The organism is Cellulophaga geojensis KL-A (assembly GCF_000568425.1).
Lineage (GTDB): Bacteria > Bacteroidota > Bacteroidia > Flavobacteriales > Flavobacteriaceae > Cellulophaga > Cellulophaga lytica.
On sequence record NZ_ARZX01000003.1, the window covers coordinates 116237 to 142601 of the forward strand.

24 protein-coding genes are annotated in these 26365 nt (G+C 31.4%); 6 read left to right on the forward strand and 18 right to left on the reverse strand.

Translation table 11 applies throughout. The features are described from left to right. The 13 genes from KLA_RS04220 to KLA_RS04280 form a co-directional block, all read right to left on the reverse strand. Complete coding sequence (locus tag KLA_RS04220) at positions 1 to 1440, reverse strand: MOP flippase family protein (protein WP_034644221.1); 1440 nt, start codon at positions 1438 to 1440, stop codon at positions 1 to 3. Positions 1441 to 1454: 14 nt separating this feature from the next. After that, entirely contained in the window at positions 1455 to 2177 is a 723-nt protein-coding gene (locus KLA_RS04225) for a LamG domain-containing protein (RefSeq protein ID WP_034644223.1), read from the reverse strand. Positions 2178 to 2190: 13 nt separating this feature from the next. Beyond that, positions 2191 to 3405, reverse strand: coding sequence for a UDP-N-acetyl-D-mannosamine dehydrogenase (gene wecC, locus KLA_RS04230; RefSeq protein ID WP_034644225.1), 1215 nt, complete (start codon positions 3403 to 3405; stop codon positions 2191 to 2193). 2 nt (positions 3406 to 3407) lie between these two features. After that, the gene (gene wecB / locus KLA_RS04235; protein ID WP_034644227.1) at positions 3408 to 4532 is read right to left on the reverse strand and encodes a non-hydrolyzing UDP-N-acetylglucosamine 2-epimerase; all 1125 of its coding nucleotides are present in this window, start codon (positions 4530 to 4532) and stop codon (positions 3408 to 3410) included. Between the two features lie 44 nt (positions 4533 to 4576). Continuing rightward, positions 4577 to 5926: a nucleotide sugar dehydrogenase gene (locus KLA_RS04240; RefSeq protein ID WP_051456039.1), complete on the reverse strand. Its 1350-nt coding sequence runs from the start codon at positions 5924 to 5926 to the stop codon at positions 4577 to 4579. Between the two features lie 79 nt (positions 5927 to 6005). Continuing rightward, on the reverse strand, positions 6006 to 6785 hold the full coding sequence (gene rfbD, locus KLA_RS04245) for a dTDP-4-dehydrorhamnose reductase (RefSeq protein WP_034644231.1): 780 nt from the start codon (positions 6783 to 6785) through the stop codon (positions 6006 to 6008). Then, positions 6782 to 7327, reverse strand: coding sequence for a dTDP-4-dehydrorhamnose 3,5-epimerase (gene rfbC / locus KLA_RS04250; RefSeq protein WP_034644233.1), 546 nt, complete (start codon positions 7325 to 7327; stop codon positions 6782 to 6784). Before rfbC ends, rfbD begins: the two co-directional genes overlap by 4 nt. Before the next feature lie 2 nt (positions 7328 to 7329). Further along, positions 7330 to 8193 carry a glucose-1-phosphate thymidylyltransferase RfbA gene (rfbA, locus tag KLA_RS04255; RefSeq protein ID WP_034644236.1) on the reverse strand — a complete coding sequence of 288 codons (864 nt, stop codon included), beginning with the start codon at positions 8191 to 8193 and terminating at the stop codon, positions 7330 to 7332. Between the two features lie 10 nt (positions 8194 to 8203). Continuing rightward, positions 8204 to 9247 carry a dTDP-glucose 4,6-dehydratase gene (gene rfbB / locus KLA_RS04260; protein WP_034644239.1) on the reverse strand — a complete coding sequence of 348 codons (1044 nt, stop codon included), beginning with the start codon at positions 9245 to 9247 and terminating at the stop codon, positions 8204 to 8206. Continuing rightward, a complete protein-coding gene (locus KLA_RS04265) occupies positions 9247 to 10296 on the reverse strand; it encodes a hypothetical protein (protein ID WP_034644241.1) in 1050 nt (349 codons plus the stop codon). Before KLA_RS04265 ends, rfbB begins: the two co-directional genes overlap by 1 nt. 2 nt (positions 10297 to 10298) lie before the next feature. Further along, on the reverse strand, positions 10299 to 11984 hold the full coding sequence (locus tag KLA_RS04270; protein WP_034644244.1) for a DUF6909 family protein: 1686 nt from the start codon (positions 11982 to 11984) through the stop codon (positions 10299 to 10301). A gap of 57 nt (positions 11985 to 12041) precedes the next feature. Then, positions 12042 to 13538 carry a GH3 auxin-responsive promoter family protein gene (locus KLA_RS04275; RefSeq protein WP_034644248.1) on the reverse strand — a complete coding sequence of 499 codons (1497 nt, stop codon included), beginning with the start codon at positions 13536 to 13538 and terminating at the stop codon, positions 12042 to 12044. Between the two features lie 7 nt (positions 13539 to 13545). After that, on the reverse strand, positions 13546 to 14415 hold the full coding sequence (locus tag KLA_RS04280) for a M23 family metallopeptidase (RefSeq protein WP_013620919.1): 870 nt from the start codon (positions 14413 to 14415) through the stop codon (positions 13546 to 13548). 177 nt (positions 14416 to 14592) lie between these two features. Here KLA_RS04280 and KLA_RS04285 point away from each other — a divergent pair, with 177 nt between their 5' ends. The 3 genes from KLA_RS04285 (at position 14593) to KLA_RS18570 (ending at position 17709) form a co-directional block, all read left to right on the forward strand. Then, positions 14593 to 14784 carry a twin-arginine translocase TatA/TatE family subunit gene (locus tag KLA_RS04285; protein ID WP_013620918.1) on the forward strand — a complete coding sequence of 64 codons (192 nt, stop codon included), beginning with the start codon at positions 14593 to 14595 and terminating at the stop codon, positions 14782 to 14784. A gap of 389 nt (positions 14785 to 15173) precedes the next feature. Then, positions 15174 to 17279 carry an OmpA family protein gene (locus KLA_RS04290; RefSeq protein ID WP_034644252.1) on the forward strand — a complete coding sequence of 702 codons (2106 nt, stop codon included), beginning with the start codon at positions 15174 to 15176 and terminating at the stop codon, positions 17277 to 17279. Positions 17280 to 17538: 259 nt separating this feature from the next. After that, positions 17539 to 17709: a DUF6747 family protein gene (locus tag KLA_RS18570; protein WP_013620916.1), complete on the forward strand. Its 171-nt coding sequence runs from the start codon at positions 17539 to 17541 to the stop codon at positions 17707 to 17709. Positions 17710 to 17844: 135 nt separating this feature from the next. On the opposite strand, the gene KLA_RS04295 is transcribed toward KLA_RS18570, so the two are convergent. The 3 genes from KLA_RS04295 to KLA_RS04305 form a co-directional block, all read right to left on the reverse strand. Beyond that, a complete protein-coding gene (locus KLA_RS04295) occupies positions 17845 to 18846 on the reverse strand; it encodes a DUF4837 family protein (protein ID WP_034644253.1) in 1002 nt (333 codons plus the stop codon). Between the two features lie 24 nt (positions 18847 to 18870). After that, complete coding sequence (locus tag KLA_RS04300; RefSeq protein ID WP_013620914.1) at positions 18871 to 20487, reverse strand: lytic transglycosylase domain-containing protein; 1617 nt, start codon at positions 20485 to 20487, stop codon at positions 18871 to 18873. A 115-nt stretch (positions 20488 to 20602) separates the two neighbouring features. Then, entirely contained in the window at positions 20603 to 21793 is a 1191-nt protein-coding gene (locus tag KLA_RS04305; RefSeq protein WP_034644256.1) for a phosphoglycerate kinase, read from the reverse strand. Between the two features lie 274 nt (positions 21794 to 22067). On the opposite strand from KLA_RS04305, the gene KLA_RS04310 reads away from it, so the two are divergent. From KLA_RS04310 to KLA_RS04320, 3 genes are all read left to right on the forward strand, one after another. Next, the gene (locus tag KLA_RS04310) at positions 22068 to 23219 is read left to right on the forward strand and encodes an ATP-binding protein (RefSeq protein WP_013620912.1); all 1152 of its coding nucleotides are present in this window, start codon (positions 22068 to 22070) and stop codon (positions 23217 to 23219) included. A 2-nt stretch (positions 23220 to 23221) separates the two neighbouring features. After that, the gene (locus KLA_RS04315) at positions 23222 to 23623 is read left to right on the forward strand and encodes a hypothetical protein (protein ID WP_013620911.1); all 402 of its coding nucleotides are present in this window, start codon (positions 23222 to 23224) and stop codon (positions 23621 to 23623) included. A gap of 147 nt (positions 23624 to 23770) precedes the next feature. Then, complete coding sequence (locus KLA_RS04320) at positions 23771 to 24760, forward strand: phosphotransferase (RefSeq protein ID WP_034644258.1); 990 nt, start codon at positions 23771 to 23773, stop codon at positions 24758 to 24760. Here KLA_RS04320 and KLA_RS04325 read toward each other — a convergent pair. Beyond that, on the reverse strand, positions 24750 to 25994 hold the full coding sequence (locus tag KLA_RS04325) for an RNA polymerase sigma factor (RefSeq protein ID WP_034644260.1): 1245 nt from the start codon (positions 25992 to 25994) through the stop codon (positions 24750 to 24752). The two genes, KLA_RS04320 and KLA_RS04325, sit on opposite strands and share 11 nt — an antisense overlap. Before the next feature lies 1 nt (position 25995). Then, positions 25996 to 26346 (reverse strand): YciI family protein, encoded by a 351-nt coding sequence (locus KLA_RS04330; protein WP_034644262.1) that lies wholly within the window; start codon positions 26344 to 26346, stop codon positions 25996 to 25998. Between the last annotated feature and the right edge of the window lie 19 nt (positions 26347 to 26365).

Consider the following 26365-nt stretch of genomic DNA (forward strand, 5'->3'; position numbering starts at 1 on the left):
TTAAATTATGTTTTTTTTTGTTTTATAAAAGTATTCTCTGTCTAAAAAATACATACAAAGAATATAACTACTTATTCCAATTATAGGAAGTCCAAATATTCTTAGATATGTATTAGAAATAAATGTTGACAAATAAAATAATAACAATATTGGCAAAATCATCATTAGTAAGTGAATCATTATAGTTAAGAATATTTCTATTATTCTTATTGGAATAATCTTCTTGGTTATTAAGTTAAAAGAAATAATAAAACTTAAAATATGGTAAAAAATTAAACTGACTACTATAAAAATTAGCCCCAATTGACTAGATAAAAAGATTAAACAAGAAACAACTAAAAGCATAGATAAATTCCAGTAAAAACCCCAATTAACTTTACCCGAAGCAAGTATTAAACTTCCAATAGGATTACCAACAGACACAACAATATACATTAAACATAGTAGCCTAAAAATAATAACAGAATCTACCCATTGATCCCCATAAATTGTTAAAATTAAATCTTTAGCTAAAAATGCCATTATTATGTATACAACAACAATTACCGAAAAAAGGTGTTTAATAGATAATAAGTAAATATTTTTTAAATCTAACTTACTATCCTGAAACTTAGACATCAAAGGAAAAGTTATTTTAGAAACAACAGGTGATATCAACTGTAGCGGCTTAATTGCTAAATTCTTAGCTATATTATAAACGCCTAAAATTTCCAAACCTAAAACTTTACCAATTATTAAAGTATCTAATTGAGAAGTAAAATAAACTGTCAGGTTCTGCCCTAAGTTAAATGCCCCGTATCTAAATAGAGACTTCAACGACTTGTGGTTATATTTAAAACTAGGGATAAATATTTTTCTTCCATAAATTATCAAATATAAACTCTGAACTACTGCCCTGCCCACTATAGAGTAAATAAATGATATTATTCCATAATCAAGTTTTATCAGAATAGACATCAAAATTAAACCAAACAAGTAAGAAAAAATTTCTGAAACAGCTACTGTTTTAAGTAAAACTTCTTTTAAAAAAAGAAATTTATACAACCTGGAAGTTGATAATATTATAAAAGAAAAGCAAACAATTTTTATATAAAGATTTATTTCTAATACATCATAAAATGAAGAAATTAAAGGTGATATTACAAAAAGAAGTGCTGTAAAAAAAACACCTGAAAAAACGTTAACCCAATATACACTAGAGAGTTGCTCAAAAGATATATTCTTTTTGTAAACAATTGCATTACTAATACCTACATCTAAAAAAATATTAGTAAAGCCAACTATCATTTGTATTACAGCAACTATACCTAATTCAAAAGCTGAAAAAATCCTAGAAAGAATTAATATTTGAATAAACTGAATAACGGCTACTAATATACTAGATAACATAGACCATTTTACACCAAGCACAGTGTTCTTTTTAAGTTTAGAATCTAGCATAGATTAATTTAAAATTAATTATATTCTGTAAATAACTCTAAAACTTGCTCTTTAGATAGCTCCTTATTAAAGAACTTTAATTCATCAATAACACCATTAAACTGAAATTTTTTCCCGACTTTTGGGTCATTAGCTATTCCTAATTGGAAATATCTATTATCTTTATCTTTTATCGGTTTAACACCATTATATTCTGAATCTAATAATCCATTTATATAAATTTTTAATATAGATTTTGAATAAGTTATAGTTACATAATTTAATTCTTTAATTTTCAATCCTTTACTTAATTTGTATTGATCACTATATTCTTTCTTAAAACTGTAATTTTTATTTATTAAAACCTGTCCTTCTTGACTCACTGCAATTTTATTTTTCTCATTATATATCCATAACCCAGCCATACCCCAACTCTCTTGCCTCGATCCCAAAAAGATTACTGAATTAGTCTTGTTAAAATCTTCAAATAAAACAAAAAAAGAAATTGTATAATCACCTTTATTAAGTTTTAAATTTGGTAATTCAATATAATTTTCATCCTTGCCATCTGTAAATTTTATGCCTTTAGTATATTTAGTCTTTTCAAAAGTTATATTCCCTACAGGCAAAGCTATATCAGCTAATATGTAATCATTCAAATTACCATTAAAAGGGTATTCTGAAATAATCTTATTATTTGTAGAACTAGTGCAGCTTATTAAAAAAATGAAACTGAGTACATAAATATTTTTATTCATAAACTTTATTTTATTACTTATTTACCCCACAAAAGTCTAAAACGACTTTATTTGTTGCTATATTTAACTCTCTAAACTCATCATGAGAAACTAAAAATACAATAATATCTGCTTTGTTTGCAGCCTCGTTATAATCTGTTAGTTTAAAAACTTTATGCTCTGTAATATTAGGCTCTACAATGTAATATTCCTCATCATTGGCACCTTGTAATACCTTTTGTGCAATATATTTAGCTGGCGACTCTCTTAGGTCGTCTATATTCGGCTTAAATGCTAACCCCATTAACGCAATACTTGGCTTACGACCATGCTTTATTTGAAATTCTAATTTAGCTGTCTGCACTTTTTCTGCACACCAAAACGATTTATAATTATTTATTTCTCTAGCCGTGCCTATTATTTTAGATTCCATTGGATAATCTGAAACAATAAAATAAGGATCTACAGCTATGCAATGGCCTCCAACCCCACAACCAGGTTGTAATATATTAACTCTAGGGTGTTTGTTGGCAAGCTCTATAAGTTCCCACACATTAATATCTGCCTTGTCGCATATAAGTGATAATTCATTAGCAAATGCTATTTGTACGTCCCTAGAAGAATTTTCTACTAGTTTACACATTTCAGCTGTACGTGCATTGGTTTTATGCAAGTCACCTTTTATAAATTGCTTATAAAACGCAATAGCTTTTTCAGTTGATTTTTCATCTACACCACCAATAACACGATCATTATGCACCAATTCGTACATTACGTTTCCTGGCAATACACGCTCTGGACAATAAGCTATATTCAACTTCCCTTTTAATTCTGGTCTTTCTGTATAAATGATTTTCATCATCTTCTCTGTAGTACCAATAGGAGAAGTAGACTCTATAATGTATAAATCATCTACTTTTAGCAACGGCAGTATAGCTCTTGTGGCAGACTCTACAAAAGAGATGTCTGGCTCATTTTTAGCTTTAAATGGCGTAGGAACAACGATTAAATAAGTATTAGCCTCTACAGGTGTTGTAGCGGCTTTTAAATAGCCTTCTTTCACGGCATTAGCAACTGCTATATCCAATTCTGGTTCTACAATATGTATTTTTCCTTGGTTAATAGTTTCTACTACATCTGGATTGATATCTACTCCATGTACATGAGTTTTATTTTGCGCTATTAAAGCTGCTGTTGGCAAGCCTATATAGCCTAAACCAATCATTACAACACTTGGGGTTTTACTCATAACTATAACTTTGAAATAAATTCGATTATTTTTTGACAAGAAGTTCCATCTCCATATGGATTATGCAATTTACTCATCACAGAATATGCTTCTTTGTCATGAAGCAGTTTATTCGCTTCTGTAACTATTTTGTCTTTATCAGTTCCTACTAAAAAAACAGTCCCTGCCTCTACAGCTTCAGGTCTTTCTGTAGTATCTCTCATAACAAGAACTGGCTTCCCTAAACTTGGAGCTTCTTCTTGTACACCTCCACTATCAGTTATAATTAAATAAGATTGACTCATTAACCATACAAAAGCAGGATAAGATGAGGGTGCTATTAATTTTATATTATTTACATTATCTAAAAGATCATAAACAGGCTTCTGTACATTAGGGTTTAAATGTACTGGGTAAATAATTTGTACATCTTGGTTTTCTAAAGCAATTTCCTTTAAAGCACTACAAATGTTAATAAAACCTTGTCCGTGATTTTCTCTTCTATGCCCTGTAACTAAAACTAATTTTTTAGAGGTATCTACAATTGTTTTCAATTGCTCTATTTCTTCATCTGAATACGTATCTGAAGTGACTTTATTAGAGCTAAACTGAAGGGCATCTATGACGGTATTCCCTGTTACTAATATATTCTCTTGCTTTACATTTTCATTCAATAAATTTTGTTGTGAAGTTGTTGTTGGAGAAAAATGATAATCAGCAACTGAACCAGCGATACTCCTATTTACTTCTTCAGGAAATGGAGACCTTTTATTAAATGTTCTTAAACCTGCTTCTACGTGGCAAACTTTTGCACCTGAATAGAAACCAGCTATGCTCGAAGCCATTGTAGTAGTAGTATCACCGTGTACATATACAAAATCTGGCCTAAATTCCTCTAAAATAGGCTTTAAACCAGTAATAATATCTGCCGTTAAAGAGTATAAATTCTGATTAGGCTTCATTAAGTCTAGATCATAATCCGGAGTAATCTCAAAAAAGGATAAAACCTGGTCTAACATCTCCCTATGTTGTGCCGTTATACAAACTTTGGTTTCAAAAGTATCAGAATGTTTCAAAAATTCTTTTACCAATGGAGCCATTTTAATAGCTTCTGGTCTAGTTCCAAATATGATTAGATTTCTTTTCATTTATTTTTTATTTATTCTTTTTAGGTATTCTAGTAAGTATTTAACTAAACACCTCCCTCACCAATTCTGTAATACACAAAACCTATTTCTTGAAGTTTATTTTTATTTAACACCCCTCTACCGTCAAAAACAAAGGCTGGTTTGTGCATATTATCATAAATACGTTGCCAATCATACGTATTAAACTCCTCCCATTCTGTTAAAATAGCAATAGCATGCGAGTCTTTACAAGCCTCATATGCATTACCACTAACTTCTAATCTATTATTTACCTCATCGGTTTCAATAGAACCTAATGCATTAATATCTGTATAAATTTGAGATTCTTTTACTTTAGGGTCCCAAACTGATATTTTTGCCTGTTCTGACAGTAATTCTTCTGCTACATATATTGCAGGAGATTCTCTAGTGTCGTTTGTATCTTTTTTAAATGCCCAACCCAAAAATGCAATTTTTTTGTCTGAAACTGTATTATATAGTGTTTTAACAATATTATGTGCAAATCTTCTTTTTTGATGATCATTAAGAATAATTACCTGCTCCCAATAATCTGCTACTTCGTTTAAACCATAGGATTTGGCTATATAAACTAAGTTTAATATATCTTTTTGAAAACATGAGCCACCAAAGCCAACTGACGATTTTAGAAATTTTGGACCAATACGACTATCCATACCTATAGCCTTAGCGACTTCATCTACATCTGCGCCTGTAATTTCACAAAGCTCACTCATTGCATTTATAGAGGAAACTCTTTGTGCTAAAAAGGCATTCGCAGTTAGTTTAGATAATTCTGATGACCATAAGTTGGTTGTTAAAATTTTATCTTTAGGCACCCAGTGAGCATAAACATCTACCAAAGCCTGTACTGCTTGTTTTCCCTTTTCAGTTTCTTGCTGTCCGCCTATTAACACTCTATCTGGATTGGTTAAATCTGAAACAGCCGTACCTTCTGCTAAAAACTCTGGATTAGATAGTATTTCAAAATTAACATCGTTACCTGTATGGTCTAATATATTTTTAATTGCTTGTGCCGTTCTAACAGGTAAAGTCGACTTTTCAACCACAATTTTATCGGACGTAGCTACGCGTGCTATTTGCCTTGCGCACAGCTCAATATATTTTAAATCTGCAGCCATACCTTTACCCTTACCATAGGTTTTTGTTGGCGTGTTTACAGAAATAAAAATCATATCTGCCTCGTCAATAGCTTTATCAATGTCTGTGTCAAAAAACAAGTTTCTTCCTCTTGCCTCAGCAACTACATTGGACAAACCAGGCTCATAAATAGGAATATTAGACACATCAGCATCATTCCATTGATCTATTCGTTTCTGATTTAAATCGACAACCGTAATTTCTATTTCAGGACATTTTTGAGCTATAATAGACATTGTTGGTCCACCAACGTATCCTGCCCCAATGCAACAAATTTTCTTTATCACTTTATATATTTTATTGTATCAATCAAAGTTAATCACACAAAAGTGTACTATTCTTAGGCCTTTTAGCAAAACTACGATAATTATTAGCCCTTACAAGCTTTGTAGTCTTATCTAGCTGATTTTTTTTTAATATTTCTTTAGTAAAATCAAACCACGTCATAGGTATTCCGTCTGTAAAGTGTTTAATTCCAAAATCCTTATTATCAGAAATAATTATATCTATAATATACTTAGCTAAGTTGTTTGCATCTGTTGGGCAACCAATTTCTGTATCTATAACGGACAGATTTTCTCCCTTTTTAGCCTTGTTTAAAATAGTTTTATAAAAATTATGCCCAAATTCTGAATACAACCAGGACGTTCTTATAATAAAATATTCTTCTAGTATTTCTTTAATATACTTTTCCCCCATTAGTTTAGATTTTCCGTACTCATTAATAGGGTTTGTACTATCTGATATTGTATAAGGAGAGCCTTTTTCTCCATCAAAAACATAATCAGTAGATATATGCACTAGAGTAACACTATGTTTTCTACATTCTTCTGCTATATTTTTTGCTCCCTGACCATTGACCAAATAAGCTTTATTGGGAGTTTTTTCTGCCTGATCTACATTTGTATATGCCGCACAGTTAATACAATAGTCAAATTTATATTCCTGAAAAAAAAACCTTAACCTTTCTTCATTAGTTATGTCTAGCTCATCTGAACTACAAAATGTAAATTCCAAATTAGAATAAGCATTATTTAACACTTGTATACACTGACCTAATTGACCGTTTGCTCCAGTTACTAAAATTTTAATCATACCAAAACCTCTTTCAATGTTGGTAAAATCAAGTCTTTTTCTGAAACCTTAATTTCTTCAGCTTTAACCTTCCAATCAATGTTTAAAGTTGCATCGTTGTATATTATACCACCTTCAGATTCTTTATTATAATAGTTATCACACTTATATAGAACTTCAGCAGTATCACTAAGAACAGAAAACCCATGAGCAAAACCTCTTGGCACAAATAGTTGTTTTTTATTTTTTGAAGACAATTCAACTGAAAAATATTCTCCGTAAGTTTTAGAATGAGGTCTTAAATCTACCGCCACATCTAAAATAACGCCATTTAAAACACGTATTAACTTTGCCTGTGCATTATTTCCTTTTTGATAATGTAACGCTCTTATAACTCCTCTTGTTGAAAATGATTGGTTATCTTGAACAAAATTAACTTCTTGGTCAACAATATCATTAAACCGATTGGTATTATAACTTTCAAAAAAATACCCTCTGTCGTCATTATATAGTGTAGGCTCTACAACTACACAACCTTCCAATTTTGTTTTTGTAACCTTCATTCTTATTTTTCCAATATTCCTAAAAGATTTTTTCCATAACCACTTTTCATTAATGGTTCTGCCAAAGCAATAAATTGATCTTTAGTAATGAATTTCATTTCATACGCAGCTGCCTCAATAGCTCCAATGGTTAAACCTTGACGCTCTTCTAAAACCTCTACAAACTGTGATGCCTGCATTAAGGACTGAAAAGTACCTGTATCTAACCAAGCTGTACCACGATCTAATATACTTACACTTAATTTACCTTTTTCTAAATACGCTTTGTTTACATCTGTAATTTCTAACTCACCACGCTTACTTGGCTTTATGTTCTTAGCAATTTCCACAACAGTATTGTCATAAAAATAAATACCAGGAACCGCATAATTAGATTTAGGCTCCAACGGTTTTTCTTCTATACTAATGGCCTTACCCTCTTCATTAAACTCAACCACTCCATAGCGTTCTGGATCATATACTCTGTATGCATATATTATTCCGCCATCAGGATCATTATTAGATTGCAATAATTTTGCTAAACCAGATCCGTAAAAAATATTATCACCTAAAACAAGGGCCACCTTATCATCTCCTATAAATTCTTCACCAATAATAAAAGCCTCCGCTAATCCATTAGGATTTTCCTGAACAGCATATTGAAAACTGCAGCCATACTTAGCACCATCACCCAACAAATCTTTAAATAAAGGTAAATCTTTAGGTGTAGATATAATTAAAATCTCTTGTATACCCGCATACATTAATGTTGAAAGCGGATAATAAATCATTGGTTTGTCATAAATAGGCATTAACTGCTTGCTTACACTTAATGTAAGTGGATGCAGCCTTGATCCAGAGCCTCCAGCAAGTATAATACCCTTCATAACTCTTTATTTAATTATATTGTTTTTTATAATACTCTTGATAGTTACCAGATGTAACACTTTCTAGCCATTCTTCGTTTTGCAAATACCAATCAATTGTTTTTTCTAAACCCTCTTCAAATGTTACAGATGGCTCCCAACCTAATTCTTTATTAATTTTTGACGCGTCTATAGCATACCGTAAATCGTGTCCAGGTCTATCTTTAACATAAGTAATTAGTTTTTCACTATCACCTAAAGGCCTGTTTAGTTTAGCATCCATTAAACTACACAACAACTTTACCAAATCTATATTTTTCCACTCGTTAAATCCGCCTATGTTATACGTCTCTGCGTTTTTACCCTTATGAAAAACCAAATCTATAGCTCTGGCATGATCTATTACATATAGCCAATCTCTAGTGTAATTACCATCTCCATAAACAGGTAATGCCTTTTTATGAATTATGTTATTGATAAATAACGGAATTAACTTTTCAGGAAAATGATTTGGCCCATAATTGTTAGAGCAATTGGTAATTACATAAGGTAACTTATACGTTTCTCCGTATGCTCTTACAAAGTGGTCTGAACTTGCTTTAGAAGCCGAGTAGGGCGAATTAGGATCGTACGCCCTAGTTTCTGTAAATAAACCAGATTCTCCTAAAGCTCCGTACACTTCATCAGTACTAATATGATAAAATCGTTTACTTTCCAAGTCATTTTTCCAAAAATCACTGGCTGCATTAAGTAAATTTACTGTTCCAATCACATTTGTTTTCACAAAAGCCATAGGATCTGTAATAGACCTGTCTACATGTGATTCCGCTGCTAAATGAATAACTCCATCAAAATTATATTTTTTGAATATATCTTGAATAAAATTCTCATCGGTAATATCACCCTTTAAAAAGGTATAATTAGAAGAATCTTCTATATCTGATAAATTCTCTAAATTACCAGCATACGTTAAGGCATCTACGTTATAAATATGATATTTTGGATATGACTTAACAAACCTCCTAACTACATGAGATCCAATAAAACCCGCCCCTCCTGTAATTAGTATATGCATTATTTTTTTGAGTAACCTTTTAATATTTTATTAAGCTCTAACAATAATAATAATACAAGCAATACAGATACTAAAAGTATAGGTAGCATAAACTTATACTGATTCGTAATCCCTCCTAATTTTGCCCCTCTGGTAGGGAAATCTGAAATTACATTAAGAATAGTTGCTTTATTGGCCTTTTCTAGATTTAAAGCTACAATTTTTTGCTTCAATTCGTCTCGCTCCTTTAAAAGCTCAATCTCTTTATTTGTTCCATTGCCATTATCAGCCAAACTAATATTAGTACCCCCTATTTCCTTAGAGGCTTCTTTAACCATTACATCTTTATACAGTTCTTGAAGCGAAATAATTTCATTTAATTGCTGATTGTATATTTCCTCTTGAAAATTGATGTTCTTATCATTTGTAGCCTTCTGTTCTTTAAAGTACGTATTGGTAGAAATAGACTTTACAATAGCAGGTTGTGCTTTTTTAGCAACTGTACTGTTTGTACTTATCAAGTTTATTTTATGGAAACGAGCATCAAACGTATTAAAATTTTCTAGGTAAGCTTCAAAATCCAAATTCTTAACGGTTGTAGAATCTAATTCTCTTATAAACTTATCAAACAATAAAACTTTTTGATTTTCATCTGAATAGGATTCTATCTCTAACTTTTTAATGCTAGCCGCTTCACTTGACGTAATTTTTAACGCATTAGCAAGTGAAATTGAATCTTGTGCTTTAGCAAGTTCATTGTAAAAACTAACATTATTATACAGCTGTTGTACACTATTAAAGTTTGGCTCTACTACCATACTAGAAACAAAAATATCTTGCTTTCTCAGGTCTAAATATACACCTAAGCCTACTCCAACTACTCCTGCTATTACAAACTTTATAAAGTGCTTTTGAATAAATAATAAAAACAACATTATAACGTGGAAAACACCTTTAAATATACTTGCTATAAAAGCAAATAGTTTTTTAAAAGCATTTCCTATTAACTGAAATAACTGACCTAAATCTATTTCCTCTGAAGATTGTTGTGGCTGTTGGTTGCTACTCATTTTTACAAATTAAATAATTGTTCTAAAATTTTGTTGGTTATTAAGTATGTTGGTTTTACACCTGTTGTTCCTAAACCACCAGATGCCAATGTACTTCCTGTTTCTAAAGGATTGTCTGAAGCATAATACGCATATCTTACTTTAACATCCTCTTTAATACTTTTTCGTATTTTAGATGCAGCCTGAATTGCTTTTTGGTAATGAACTCCTTCCATTTCTAAACCTATAACTCCCCAAGTAGAATCTTTAAAAAACTGCAGAATATTTTTATTCTGTAAAGACGTTCCCAATACGGTTACCATTGTCCCTTCTAAAACCTTAAGACCGTGACCTTCAAAATCGGCTGCAGAAAGTTCGTTTTTAAAAGGATAGTTATCTGCTGTTCCTTCAAAAATATGAGCGGTAGCAATCATAATATCACCTTTACCACCTTCTAATATTCCGGCTTTACCCATAATAGAAACAGATTCAATGTTTAAAAACTCTTTTGTAGTTCCTTTTTGATACGGTTTTAAAAGCTCATCTATAGTTTCATAAGCTTGCTCTCCAAAGGCATAATCCATTACGAAAATAACAGGTTTTTCATCGTCTTTTAATCCTTCTGGAAGATCAAAACAACACGCTTTATCTCCAAACTTAGCCGAATCAAAAATCTGAACATCAATATTTGTTCCAGAGGTATCATTCAGAGAAATCATTCCGTTTTTCTTGGCATAGGCTGTTACTTTTGCCCTTAGCTTATCATTTTTAGACTTACTTAAATCCTCGTAAATTTCTAAGCTATCTTTTGAATTTGGATACTCTTTAGCCAATGCTTTTTTAGCAAACAAAGAATTCATTACACTGTGCATATTTGCACTAATTATGTGTATTGGTCTATGCAGTATACCGTTTTTTTCTAAAGTCTCTTTTATGGTTAACGCCCAAAGATCTCCGTGAATATGGTGACCTAAACGCTCACGTAAAACAGGACTAAATGTAATTATCCTTTTATCGCCTAATGTTTCTTCTTCTATAGCAAGTTTTCCCATCCAGTAAATGGTACGTAAAAACTTTTCTGGGTTTTCTTTGGTTGCAAATACCTGGTGCATTGCTTTAACCTCTACAAAAGATCTACCCAAAATATTAGCAGTGTAACTTAGCGCAACCTCTAATTCTGCCTGTGATAACTCATCAGATTCTAACGCAGTTTCTAACTTAGTCCAATCTCTTATTGTTTTTTTTGTATCTTCAATTAATACACGTTTGCATATTTTTTCAGACTCAATAAACAAAAAAGTTAAGTGTGTAAGAATATCGTAAATATCAGATCTACCTCTGGTAATTACAATATTCATTTGGTCTTCATCTATACGGTAACAATCTCTTCTTCTTTTTGCAGGTATTATGGCTTTAAAGTGAGATTCTCCATAACCTTCATCTGAAGTTAAGTTAATGTATCTACATTGTTCAATTCCCTCTGGAAGACGCTCTAGAACGTATGTTAAACCGTTTAATTCTGATTTTTCTTCTCCTACCGACCCGTAAATTTCTGGTCTTAATTGCAACAATGCATTGCGTAGTGTTTCTCCCGAAACACCCATTGGCTTGTAAAAACCTCTATTAAACAGGTGCCTCATAGTTATATACAAACGCTCTATGGCATTTGTAGACTCCTGTGCTCTGGTTGTATTTATTATCTTATTCATATTTCTTCTTCGTTGCAAATCTACATAAATTAACACTATATTGTTAAGGTAGACACGTTAGTTTACAGTAAATTCTTTCAATCCTTCAGCCAGTTTTCTATCATTAGACAAACGTTGTACTTTATTTTGACCTCCAAATTTGCCAATATTTACCATATAATTTTTAAAACCGTTTTTTTCAACTTTAGTAACTTTTAAAGTTTGGAGTACTTTACCATCAATTAAATCAAAGTAATAACTATTTTGTTTTTGTAAAGACTCATCTATTGTTTTAACAAACAATTCCATATCCTTTGGCTCATTTTCAAACTCTATAAACCACTCGTGATAAGGCAACTCATTATTTGTTACCGTTTGTGGCGCTACAGTAAACTCATTTATTCTAGCATCGGTTGCTTTAATAGCCATTTGCATTGCCTCTTCTACTTCTTTAGCAATAACGTGCTCTCCAAAAGCTGATATAAAATGTTTTATTCTTCCTGAAACAATTACCTTATAAGGATTTTTAGAAATAAACTGAATGGTATCTCCTAAGTTATAACCCCACAAACCAGCGTTTGTAGAAATTATCATTACATAATTTACTCCTATTTCTATATCTTTTAGAGTGATGCGTTCTGCATCATCTTCATAAAAATTATCAGCATTTATAAATTCATAAAATATACCCGAATTTAAAAGCAATAGCATTCCGTTTTCTTGCTGTGAATTCTGATATGCAAAAAAGCCTTCACTAGCCGGAAAAAGTTCTATACTATCTACCTTACGACCAATTAAATTTTCAAATTTTGCACGGTAGGGTTCATAATTTACGCCACCATAAATAAAAAGCTGAAATCCTTTAAACAAATCACCAACCTTTTTACCTGTATCGGCCTGTAGTTTCTCAAAATACATTTGCACCCAAGATGGTATACCAGCAATTACGCTCATATTTTCATCTTTAGTCTCTTCAACAATCTTATTTACCTTAGTTTCCCAATCTTCTATACAATTGGTCTCCCAGCTAGGCAATCTGTTACGCTGCAAATACTTTGGCACATAGTGCGCAGAAATACCTGATAAACGACCAAGCTTTACGCCATTCTTCTCTTGTAAGATAGGACTACCTTGCAAAAAAATCATTCTACCATTAACAAAATCTGCTTCGCCAGTTTCATTAATGTAATTTAAAATGGCATCTCTAGAAGCTTGAATTTGGTATTTAATAGACTCTTTGGTTATGGGTATATATTTTGCTCCTGATGTAGTACCAGATGTTTTTGCAAAATAAGCTGGTTTGCCTGGCCAAAGTACATTAGATTTACCTTCTACAACCTCATCTACATAATTTTTTAATGCCTCATAATCTCTTACAGGTACATTTTTAACAAAGTCACTATGTGTTTTTATAGCATTAAAACCATGGTCTTTACCAAACTTAGTATTAGCTGCTTTTTGTATTAATTGTTTAAATACTTTTTCTTGAGTCTCTATGGGTTTAGAGATCCATTTGGCATTTTTAGCAGCTATATTTTTAGCAAAAATTTTTGCTGCAAAAGATTTTAAAGACATAATTTACTTATTTAAAATCTATATAATTTGTAGGGTTTACAGAGGTACCGTTACTCCACAGCTCAAAATGCAAATGTGGACCTGTTGTTATTTCTCCTGTATTACCAATAGTTGCAATAACCTCACCTGCTTTTACAATTTCTCCTTGTGCTTTATGTAAAGCGCTATTGTGTTTGTAAACAGACAAAAGATTGTCTTTATGCTCTACAATTATTACGTATCCTGTTTCTGTGGTCCAATCTGCAAATATTACGGTGCCCTGCGCAACAGATTTTATAGGGCTGTCTTTTGGAGCAACAACATCTACTGCAAAGTGTTTTTTATCTTTATCATAGTCCTGTGAAATTGTACCACTAACAGGAGAAAATAAAACTAAAGAAGATTCTGTTTTTGTGTTTCCAAATAAATTGTATTTGTCTTCTAATGCAACTTGAGCTCTTAAATTTAGATCTTCCTTAATTGGGCTAAGATCTACAGTATTAGGATCTATTTTAACCTGTTCAAAAAGCGAATCCCTATTCATTTTATTGTTGGCAACGTCTCCGCTTAAAACCATACGTATATTAGATAAATACTTATTGGTATAATTTAAAACATTTACTAAAGAGTCTGTCTTATATGTTAATTCTGTAGCCTGTTTTTTTAATTTGGTAGAAGAATATCCAGGTATGTATTCTCTTAAAGGCGTAAATGCAATTAAAACCGTGGTTAGAGCAATTAACACAAAAGTAGAAATCCACCCCAAAACAAAAACATTAAGTCTACTAAGCTTAAAGGAAATTTTTTCTTCAAAAGTATCTTCATTAAGAATAACCAAACGATACTTATTTAAAAGCTTGCGTTTAATCTCCTTTCTTTTTTTCCTGTCTTTTGCCATAACAAACAAATATAAACTTTAGAATTTTATTACACTAACAAAAATGGGGTTCAAAGTACCAAAATTAAGTTAAATAGGTATAAAACATTCACTACAAGTACAAAAAGTAATTCTATTTCTAATATTAACATTGTTGTAGTTACTTTTTATTATCTTTGTTTTTCAAAATTAATTATTATGATTTCATCAAATATTATGTTAGCCATACCAGGTGGTGCATCTATAGCACTTATAGTTGTTGCAGTTTTATTACTTTTTGGAGGTAAAAAAATACCTGAATTAATGCGTGGTTTAGGAAGCGGTATTAAAGAGTTTAAAGATGCCTCTAAAGACGATGACTCTAATGACAAGCTAGAAGAGAAAAAGTAAATTACAATATATCTTATTTTACAAACCCTGCACGAAAGTGCGGGGTTTTTTGTTTTTAAAATATAGATTTTACCAAAAAATAAAATTCTCTTACCACATTCTTTAGCATTTTTAAATACATATATACCTCATTTACAACAATTAAAGTTAAAAAAATACAAAGTAACGCTATCTTTGTTTTTAATTAAAAGTTGCTTTGTACAGCTTTAATAATTTCAAAAAACAATCCCTTTTAACCTTAAGTGCTATTAATTATTAACACACTTATACACGAAACTTTAAATAAAGTCGTTAGTTATAAACTGAGACAACTTTAAAAAAAATACTTTTAAAGCTCAACTGTTTCTCAAAAACTTAAACTAAACCCTAGATTTTTTTAACAACTTGTAATGAAAAAACTAATACCTACTTGTTTATTCTTGCTCTCTTTAAGTGTCTTTTCTCAAAAAGAACAAGAAAAGACCACTATTAACAATTCTCAGACTAAAAAAGGATATACTATAGCAAATTTAAAGCTTGCAAATAGCAACTCTTATTTTAGTGATGAAACAACAAACAACAACTCAAATACTAGTAAAAATAAAGTTACAGTTAAGGAAAGCAAGCTAATAAAAAAGGCTTATGAGTATTTTGATATGCTTTGGTATGCTGAAGCAGCAAAATTATTTGAGCAGGCTTTAGAAGAAAATAAAGAAAACTACACAAAAGATATATTGCAAAAGGCTGGAGACTCTCATTATTATAATACAAATATGGAGAGAGCTTATCATTGGTACCAAATATTATATGATACATACAAGGATGATTTAACTCCAGATCAAATTTTTAAATATTCCCACGCTCTTAAAGGAAATGGTAAATATGGGAAAGCAAAACGTTTTATGCGTATGTACAATCGTATGAAAAAAGATGAGCCAACAGGAGTTGAATTAAATACCGAAGATAATGCCCGTAATGAGCAAGTGTTAGATCAAATTCTAAATAAAAAACCTAATTATGAAGTTAAAAACTTAGCTTTAAATACAGAGAATTCAGATTTCTCTCCAATGTTTTATAGTAATGATAAAATAGTTTTTGCTTCTGCAAAAGATTCTTCTTTTTTTAATACCAGAAGATATAAATGGAATAACCAACCGTATTTAGATTTATATGTTGCTAAAATAAATCAGCAATCAGACGATTTAAAAGACGCTATAAAATTCTCTAAAAAAGTAAATACCAAGTATCATGAGGCATCTGTTACTTTTTCTCCAGATAACAAAACAATGTATTTTACCAGAAATAACTATGGCAAAAAATTAAAAAGAGATAAAAACGGCATTAACAACTTAAAGTTATACATGTCTAAAAAAATAAATGGAGAATGGTCAGAGGCTGTAGAACTACCTTTTAATAGTGATGAATACTCAACTGGTCACCCTGCTTTAAGCCCAGACGGCAAACAGCTATATTTTGTGTCTGATATGCCAGGTAGTATTGGTGAAACAGACATTTTTGTAGTAGATGTATTAGAAGATGGCTTATTTTCTACTCCCAAAAACCTAGGTCCAGAAATTAATACAGAACAAAAGGAAATGTTTCCTTTTTTAAACAACAAAAAACTATACTTTTCATCTAACGGACATATAGGTTTAGGTGGTTTAGATGTATATGAAGTTGCCTATGATGAAGAAGGTTTTAAAGATGTTGTTAATGTTGGACAACCAATTAACAGTAATAAGGACGATTTCTCGTATATAATTAATGAGGAAACACAAAAAGGATACTTTGCATCTAATAGAAAAGGTGGTAAAGGTGATGATGATATTTATTCGTTTAAAAACTTAATAGTAGAAGAAGTAAATGAAAATGCAATTGCTGGTGTAGTCACAGAAATTGTAACTGGAGATCTAATGCCAAATGCGCTTGTTACTTTATTAGATGAAAACAACATAAAACTAAAAGAAATAGTTACCGAAGAAGATGGCAGCTTTGTTTTTGAAGATTTAGACAGTAACACTAAATACAAATTACAGGCTAATAAAGAAACTTTTTTCGATGAAGAGCTAAACACTGAAACTAAAGAAAACCAAGTAGTAAATGTAGATATTGCAATGAGAAAGTTGCATGATATGATAGCTATTGAAAACGGAATTAAAAAGCTTAAAACAGAAAAAATATTCTTTGATTTTGATAAGTCGTACATAAGACAAGATGCAAGTGTAGAATTAGACAAACTTGTTGATGTTATGACAGAATATCCTAATATGAAAATTAAAATTGAATCCCATACAGATGTAAGAGGTAATAATGCGTATAACAAATACCTATCAGACAAGAGAGCTAAGTCTACAAGAAAATACATTATATCTAAAGGTATAGACGAAAACAGAATAATTAGTGCTATTGGTTATGGAGAAGAACAGTTAATTAACGGTTGTGAAGATGGTGTAAGTTGTTCTAGAGAAAAACACCAAGAAAACAGACGATCAGAATTTATAATAGTAGAAATGTAAAAACAGAAAATATACATATTTAAAAAGCTTCTAGGTAAAACTAGAAGCTTTTTTTGTTTACATATGTTACAAGTCTTAGACTATCATAAAGACTTTACTTACAAAAAAAATACAAGCTAACTATCTGATAATGTAGTTCATCGGATAAATATTTTAATTGTTGGAATAGAACCTTTTTACATAACGGTTTAACTAAAATTGTTGCTTTATACCGAGCCCTAATACGATATTTACAACTTAATTAATTAAATGCACGCTCATGAAAGGAATTTTACTTTGTAAAGAAATCTATTTAAATGGATTTAAAAACCTTGGGCACTTTATTTTAAAAAACTATTTCAAGATGTTTTCTTGGTTTTGTTTTACATTAATCGTTATTGCAGCTTATGCTTTAATGTATAGAGTGCTAACCGGGTTCGCTTTTGTTTAAATAGGCAAAAAGGTTTAAACAAAAAGACACAAATTAAAAAACTAACCAATTGCATTTAATAGTGCAATACTATGTGAAAATTAAAGGCTCCAATTTTATTGGAGCCTTTTTAGTTTTATAATGTATAGCTAATACTTAATTAGAAGCCTTCTTAGGCAAAAACTTTAAAGTTTTAATAATAGCTTCCAGCTCAAACATAAAGTCTCTTTTAACAGCTGCAGGGGCAAACGTAAAGCCTTCTACAACTAACTTGCGGTTGTTTTCTTTATCATTTATAATATATGACACATATGGGCCAGCCATAGAATAATTATAAATCTCCCAACGCCCTCTAATTTCAGCCGCTTTTTTACCTCCTATTTCTGCAGGAAAAACAGATGGTGCAAATGCCTTTTCTGTGTCCATATACGTACCCTCGTTAGGTCCTGGAATATACTTTTTACCTATAGAGTCTCTTTTACTAACAATATCACTAATAAAAGTAGCATTATTACTAAAAGAATCCCACGGTAAAGCATACACAATTAAGTTCATTGTACCGTTTTTAATATCCCTATCTAACCATATAAAATTATCCTCTACTTTACCAATAGAATATACAGATGGTATATCCATTGTTACACCAAACATATCTTCTATACTAGTATCTTGTAACAATGAGCGTTTAAAGTTACCCTGTGTTACTTGCAAATCTGTTTTATTAAATTCTGATATAATATGATCTGCGTTTTTATTGATAGTTTCTATAAGCTCATCTTCTGTAGGAGCAACAATAACTGCTACGTTCTGAGGTCTAGAATAGGTGTTTTTATTAATGTATGATGAGCTTGTTGTATCCTTTTTTTGTACCACTAAAATAGACCTAGATTTACGTACAGCTCCAGTAAATACAGTTTCTGGTAAATGACGCAAGGTAAAAATTGGTTCATTCCAAGCAATTCCTACTACAGATTTGGCAAATTGATCTCTAACATTATCTCCTACCTTGCCTTCCCATAGTTCATTACTCATTACTACTGTAAGCGAGTTTACTTGCCCTATTGATGCTGGTGTAAAATCTTGTTTGGTACTAGCACCATCTTTACATGAAGTTACTGCCAAGCAAGTAACAAAAACTAAGATTAAAATTTTTCTCATCTGATTAAAAAATTGGTTTAACGGTTATATTTTCTTGGTAGAGCAATCGCACAACATAATTTTTGTGCCCAGCTTTAAGTTTTTACCACTAATACCGTTCCAATCTTTTAAATTTTGAACAGAAATTCCAGAATATTTTTGTGCAATGGTCCAAAGTGAGTCTCCAGATTGTACTGTATGCGTTTTTGCACCAGGCGGAATAGGCTTTTGTTTTGGTTCTGGTTTTGCTGCTGCAATGGCTTTAGAATTTCTAGAAAAAATAGTTAAACGCTGCCCTACTCTTAAATTATTGCTTCGCAAACCATTCCATCTTTTAATTTCACTAACTCTAACTCCAAATTTTTCTGCAATTTTACCTAAATAATCACCGCTTCTAACTCTGTATCTAGATTGTGATTCTGCCTTAACCAACTTTGGTAATGGCTTTTCTACCTTTTTTAATTCTTCTTCTGCTAAAACATAAATATCATCTTCATTAGACACAAATTTACCCATAACACTAGTTGGCAAACGTAGAGCGTGGTTTCTATCTTCTTGAAAAGGAATTATATTTAATTTGTATGATGGGTTTAAAATTTCTAACTCTTCAACACTTACACTTGTAAATCTCGAAATTTGATCAAAAGTTAGCATACTTTTTACATGAACTGTATCCGTTTCAAAATAAGGTCTGTCTACAACTTCACCATATATGCCGTGCTCTTTTGCATATTCAAAAATATACATTGTAGCCAGAAACGCTGGTACATAACCTGCTGTTTCTCTTGGTAAATGATTTCTAATATTCCAGTAATTCGTATATCCGCCAGAACGTCTAATAGCTTTATTTACATTACCAGGACCAGAGTTGTAGGCAGCAAGTGCCAAGTCCCAATCGTTATAAATACTATATAAGCGTGTTAAATATTCACAAGCTGCTTTGGTAGATTTTATTGGATCACTACGTTCATCTACATAGCTATTAACCTCTAGGTTTTGCTCCTTACCTGTACCGTACATAAATTGCCACAAGCCTGTAGCTCCTACTCTAGATTTTGCTCTAGGGTTTAAGGCAGACTCTACAATAGCTAAATATTTCATCTCTAACGGCATATTAAAATTATCTAGCTCCTGCTCAAACATAGGAAAGTAAAACTGACTAATAGTTAGCATACGTTCCATTAAGCCTCTGTTACGAGATAGGTACGATTTTATAACGCGTTCTAAAGACTCATTATACTCTACATTAAAAGGTGTTTTAGCATTTAAGCGAGCTAGCCTAGCTTTTAACGTATCTGTTGGCAAATCAATAAAACTGACTGGTATATTTTCTATACGTTCAGTAGCAATTTTATTGTAAATAGTATCAAATAAAGAAGCACTTTCTTTTATTTGTTTTAGCCAAGCTTTATCATAATTAGCCGCATTTTTATAGTCTGATAATTGATACTTAGTTGCTGAAGAATCTTCAGAAGTAAGCGCAATAATAGGTTGCACTTTTTGTGGTGCATCTGCTTGCTTTTTTACAATGGTATCTATAGTGTCATTCTTTACAACACTTAAAATTTCTGTACTTACAGATGTGGTAACAATGCTATCTTTTTCTTGTGCAAAAATAGCGGTACCAGAAAACAGTAGTACTCCTAAAAAAATACGTTTCATTTAAAATTCTCTTTTGGTTAGTTTAGTTGATTGCTTGGTAAAGTCGTGTTTTTTTATTTAAAAATAAAATTTTTAACGCTTTTTAAAGCAATCAACAATTGTGCCTAACCTTATATTATGCGGTAATTGCAGCAATACCTGGTAAAGATTTACCCTCTAAGCTCTCTAACATAGCACCACCACCAGTAGATACATAGCTTACTTTGTCTTGAAAACCAAATTGCTTAACTGCAGCAACAGAGTCTCCACCTCCTACTAATGAAAAAGCTCCTTTTTGGGTAGCTTCTGCTATATAATTTCCTATTTCTATAGTTCCTTTGGCATAACTTTCCATTTCAAAAACACCAATAGGGCCGTTCCATAAAATAGTTTTAGATTTTAAAATTACATCTTTAAAAATCTCTAAAGTTTTTGGCCCTGCATCTAAACCTTGCCATCCTTCTTCAATTTTATCTACATCTGTAATTTTTGTGTTTGCTGTATTGCTAAACTCATCTGCAGCAATAACATCTACAGGAATGTGTACCTCAACTCCTTTTTCTTTTGCTTGTTTTAAAATATCTAGAGCAAGTTCCATTTTATCATCTTCACAGATAGAATCTCCTACTTGTCCGCCTTTTGCTTTAATAAAAGTATACGTCATACCACCACCAATAATTAAGTGGTCTACTTTATCTAAAATGTTTTCAATAATTGTAATTTTAGAAGATACTTTTGCTCCACCTAAAATTGCTGTAACAGGTTTTTCCCCTGTTTGCATTACCTTGTCTATAGCTTCAATTTCTTTAGCTAATAAAGCGCCAAAACACCTGTTCTCTGGAAAAAACTTAGCAACTACAGTTGTAGATGCGTGTGCTCTGTGGGCGGTACCAAAAGCGTCATTAATGTAAACATCTCCCAATTTAGATAACTGCTCTGCAAAGTCATCTCCTCCTTTTTCTTCTTCTGCGTTAAAACGTAAATTCTCTATTAATAACACTTGTCCGTTTTCTAAATTAGCAGCAGCTTTTTCTGCTTCTTCACCAACAGAAGTAGATACAAAATTTACTTGTACACCTAACACATCAGAAACAGTACTGCAAATGTGCTCCAAAGATAAATCTGGTACAACTTGCCCTTTTGGTCTTCCTAAGTGACTCATTAAAACAACACTACCACCATCTTCTAGCACTTTTATAATTGTTGGCTTAGCAGCTTCAATACGGTTGGTATCTGTTACATTAAAATTTTCATCCATAGGAACATTAAAATCTACACGTATTAATGCTCTCTTATTTTCAAAATTAAAATCGTTTATTGTTTTCATAATGTGTGCTTGTTAAATTTAGCTTAGTTAGACTTACAAACTCCAAATGTAAAGATTTAAGTATAGCCTATAAAACCATTAACAGTATTTTTAGCTTTGCCCAGTGTAAAGACTATATCATTATCATAAAAACTAATTTTGGTATATATTTTTATGTATTTTACATTTATTTTCAATGCTATTTTAAAAAGTAAAAAATAAGCAAAGTTATTTGCTAATATTTTTAAGCATTAGCATTATTTTTAATTTGCTTCATTTGCATATCTTTGACGGTATGCAGTTTCAAGATATTTTAGGACTTTCTCACATAAAAAAACACTTATGTTTAAGTGCAGATGCTGGCCGTATACCACACGCACAACTTTTTGTAGGTAATGAGGGTTGCGGTACATTGCCAATGGCTATTGCGTATGCACAGTATTTGTTGTGTAAAAATATAAACGGAGAAAACTCTGGTGGCATTGAGGCTTGTAATTTAAAGTGTGCTAACTTGTCTCATCCCGATTTGCATTTTGCTTTTCCGGTAACAAATTCAGACAAAGTAAAAAGTCACGCTGTTAGTAACCATTATATGCAAGATTGGAGACAATTTGTAAACGAACAGCCATATGGTAATTTGTTTGATTGGTATAGACTTATTGGTATTGAAAAAAAACAAGGCCAAATTGGTGTAGATGAAGCACAGGATATTGTTAAAAAACTTACTTTAAAATCTTATGAAGGTGGTTACAAAGTAATGATTATGTGGATGGCTGATAAAATGAACATAGCCGCTGCCAATAAACTGCTAAAACTTATTGAAGAGCCACCTGAAAAAACCATATTTATTTTAATTGCAGAAGACGAAGAGCAAATTATACAAACCATACGTTCTAGGTGTCAAATTTTGCACTTTCCGCCCCTAGCAGAAAATGCAATAACTGAAGCACTAATAAAAAAAGGATTAGACCAGCAAACCGCTTTTAAAATTGCACACGAAGCAAACGGAAATTTTAACAAAGCGCTAGATCTAATGAATAACGACTCTGAAGATTTGGTGTTTGAAAAATGGTTTGTACAATGGGTGCGTACTGCTTTTAGAGCAAAAGGAAACAAAGCTGCAATACAAGATTTAATTTTGTGGAGTAATGAAATTGCCAAAACAGGCAGAGAAACACAAAAGAAATTTTTAACGTACTGTATGGCTATAATGCGCCAAGCTATGTTGGTTAATTACAATACCAATGAGCTCGCTTTTATGGAAATGCATGTAGAAGGATTTAAACTAGAAAAATTTGCTCCTTTTATTCATGAAAACAATATTGTAGATATTATTACAGAGCTAGAGCAAGCAATGTACCATATAGAACGTAATGGTAATGCCAAATTAATTTTAACCGATTTATCAATAAAACTAACTAGATTTTTACACAAAAAAGCAAGCTAAAAATGACTAACGTACACGAAAATATTACTGAAATTTTATTATTAATCTTTCTAATTATTACTTTTTTACAAAGTGGTTTTGACAAGGTTGCCGACTGGAAAGGAAATTTATCATGGCTAACGGGTCATTTTAGTGAAACACCTTTAAAAAATGTAGTTCCGTTGCTATTAGGCATCATTTTAGTTATTGAAGTATTGGCGGGAGCACTTTGCGGTGTTGGTGTTATACAATTTATTTTAGATGGTGAAAGTACTATGGCTATTTACGGTACAATTTTATCATGTATAACACTATTGTTTTTATTGTTTGGCCAACGTGTTGCCAAAGATTATGAAGGTGCTAAAACCATAGTTATTTACTTTATGCCAGCTGTATTTTTATTATATATTTTAGCTAGCAACTAATATACAAAAGCAATTTAAAATTTTAATGCTATTACTTTTAATGGTAATAGCATTTTGTTTTTTATATTATGAAATAACAAAGTACCATTACCTAACTTTAATTTCGGTTACAGTATACATTGTAAACGGAAGATTATTCCTTAGAAGATGACAAGTTTTCCTGTAACTGCCTCTACCCTTTCTGCAACTGCTTTATGCAAGCTGGTTAAAGAAAAATACCAATTAACCGAAGATTTTAAGTGTTTACTATACAGAACAGGTATTAACCACACCTACTTTATAAAAAATAAACATAACACTTATGTACTACGCGTATATTGTTACAATTGGAGAACAAAGCAAGAGATTTTAGAAGAGTTAAAACTTTTAGAGCTGTTAAAGAATAACCAGCATAGTGTTTCTTATGCATTAACAGATAAAAACAAAAATTTTATACAGCAAATACAAGCACCAGAAGGTATACGTTATGCTGTACTTTTTACTTTTGCTGAAGGAGGAAAAGTTAGGTTTTTAGACCACCAAACAACGTTTGCTATTGGTGCGCTAATGGGAGAAATACACAACACCACTGTAAATAAAACAATAGCGCGTGTTAACTATACCACAGAAACACTAACTACCAAACCCTACAGCTATACACTTAAATATTTTGATGCCAAATTACCTGAAATGGAATACATTAGGGAAGTAGGTAAAAAGGTTGAAGTAGCCTTTAAAAATAAAAAAATACCAGAAGGTATTATTCATTTAGATATTTGGTATGATAATATGGCCATAACAGACAATAGAAAAATTACAATTTTTGATTTTGATTTTTGTGGTAATGGTTACTTGGTACTAGATGTAGCCTATTTTTGCGCACAACTTTTTCATATAGAAACAGATAAAGAAGCCTATAAACTAAAGATAAAAGAGTTTTTAAAGGGATACCAAACAAAGACTAAATTAAGTAAAACAGAGATAGACTTAATACCTATTGCTGCAACAGCAGTATGGTTGTTTTATTTAGGTGTACAATCACAAAGGTTTGACTGGTCTAACATATTTTTAACGGAAAACTACTTAAAAATGTATTTGGGAAGATTAAAAAACTGGATGAATTTTTGTGAAGAAAACCCCAATACTTTTACACTGTAAGTAGTGCATCTCTTTTTTTAATTAAATAGGTTTTCTCTGCAAAATTTGGCACACTTTCTATAGCTGTGTTTAAATAACTTATAGCTTTATCAATATTCCCCACACATTGGTAATATTTTGCTTTAACACCATAAAACAAATAAGAGCGTTGCTCTAGCGCATTTGGCTCTAATTTTTGTAAAATTAAATATGCATTTTGCGGTTCATTTAACTGTATAAACACCACTGCTATTGATAAAGAAACAATAGTATTTTCTTGGTGCTGTTCTAATTGTTTGTAAAGTTCCAAAATTTGTTTCCAGTTGGTAGCTTCAAAAGTAGGTGCTTTTATATGTTCTGTAACAATAGCAGCTTCAATATGATAAGTAGAAAAATCTGGGTATTCATTAGCTTTTTCTAAAGCATTGACACCTAAATTAATTAGTGGCAAATACCATTTACTGCGGTCTTGATTTTTTAAATCTATACTATTAAAATTTTCATCAACCTTGGCTCCTAATCTAGATGAGTTTAGGCACAATAATGAAAATAAAGCATAACTAGCACCACACCTAAACTGTTCTTTTCTTAATATTAATTTAGTTAATCTAAGCGCCTCTCCACAAAGTTCTTTACGCACAAGTAATTTGTTGTGGTTAGAGTGAAAACCTTCGTTAAAAATAAGATAAACTACCTCTAACACATTATGCAACCTACTTTGTAATTGCTTTTTAGCAGGCAACTCAAAGTTCAGTTTTCTTTTAAGTATAGTTTGTTTAGCTCTGGTTAATCTTTTTTTTACAGTTTCAGGTTTTAAAAGTAATGCAGTTGCTATTTCTGATGAGCTAAAACCACCAATAGTTTTTAAAGCAAAAGCTATCTGGTCTTTAGGGTCTAATTTGGGGTGGCAGGCAGTAAAAATCATACGTAGTTCACTATCCTGTATTTCTTCTTTTTCAAATAAATTATTAAATGCAATAGCAGAAGCACTGTAATTTAGTTTTTCAATTCGGCTTTTATCTGCATCTAATTTTCGTAACAAATCAATAACCCTATTTTTAGCAGCAGTAGTAAACCACGCTTCTGCATTGTCTGGAACTTTTTTACGCCACTGCACCGTTGCTTTTGCAAAAGTATCTTGCACAGCATCTTCAATAAGTTCAATATGTTTTAATCCAAATATTCGAATTAAAATAGAAACCATCTTTCCATACTGGTGTCTAAAAAGATGGTCTATAAGTTGCTGATTTTGCATTTTACATTTCGTCAAAAACTAAAACTTCTCTAACTTCTACAGTATTGCCAAGATCATAATCCGGAAAGTCTTGTGCAATTTTACAAGCATGATCTAAATCATTGGCTTTTACCATATAATAACCGCCAACAATTTCTTTAAGTTCTGCTGCTGTACGGTCTGTAACAGTTCTGTTAGGTCCAGATATTTGCCTAACTTCTGGGTGTAATGCTTCTCCGTGTTTAACAACACCTTCTTTTTGCATTTTTTGGTTCCAAGCAAACCATTTCCCCATTCGTTCTTGCATTTGCTCAGGAGAAAGTCCCAGGTCTGTGTACTCTTTACCAATAAAAATAAGCATAAAATCTTTCATTCTTTTTGTTTTAAAATTA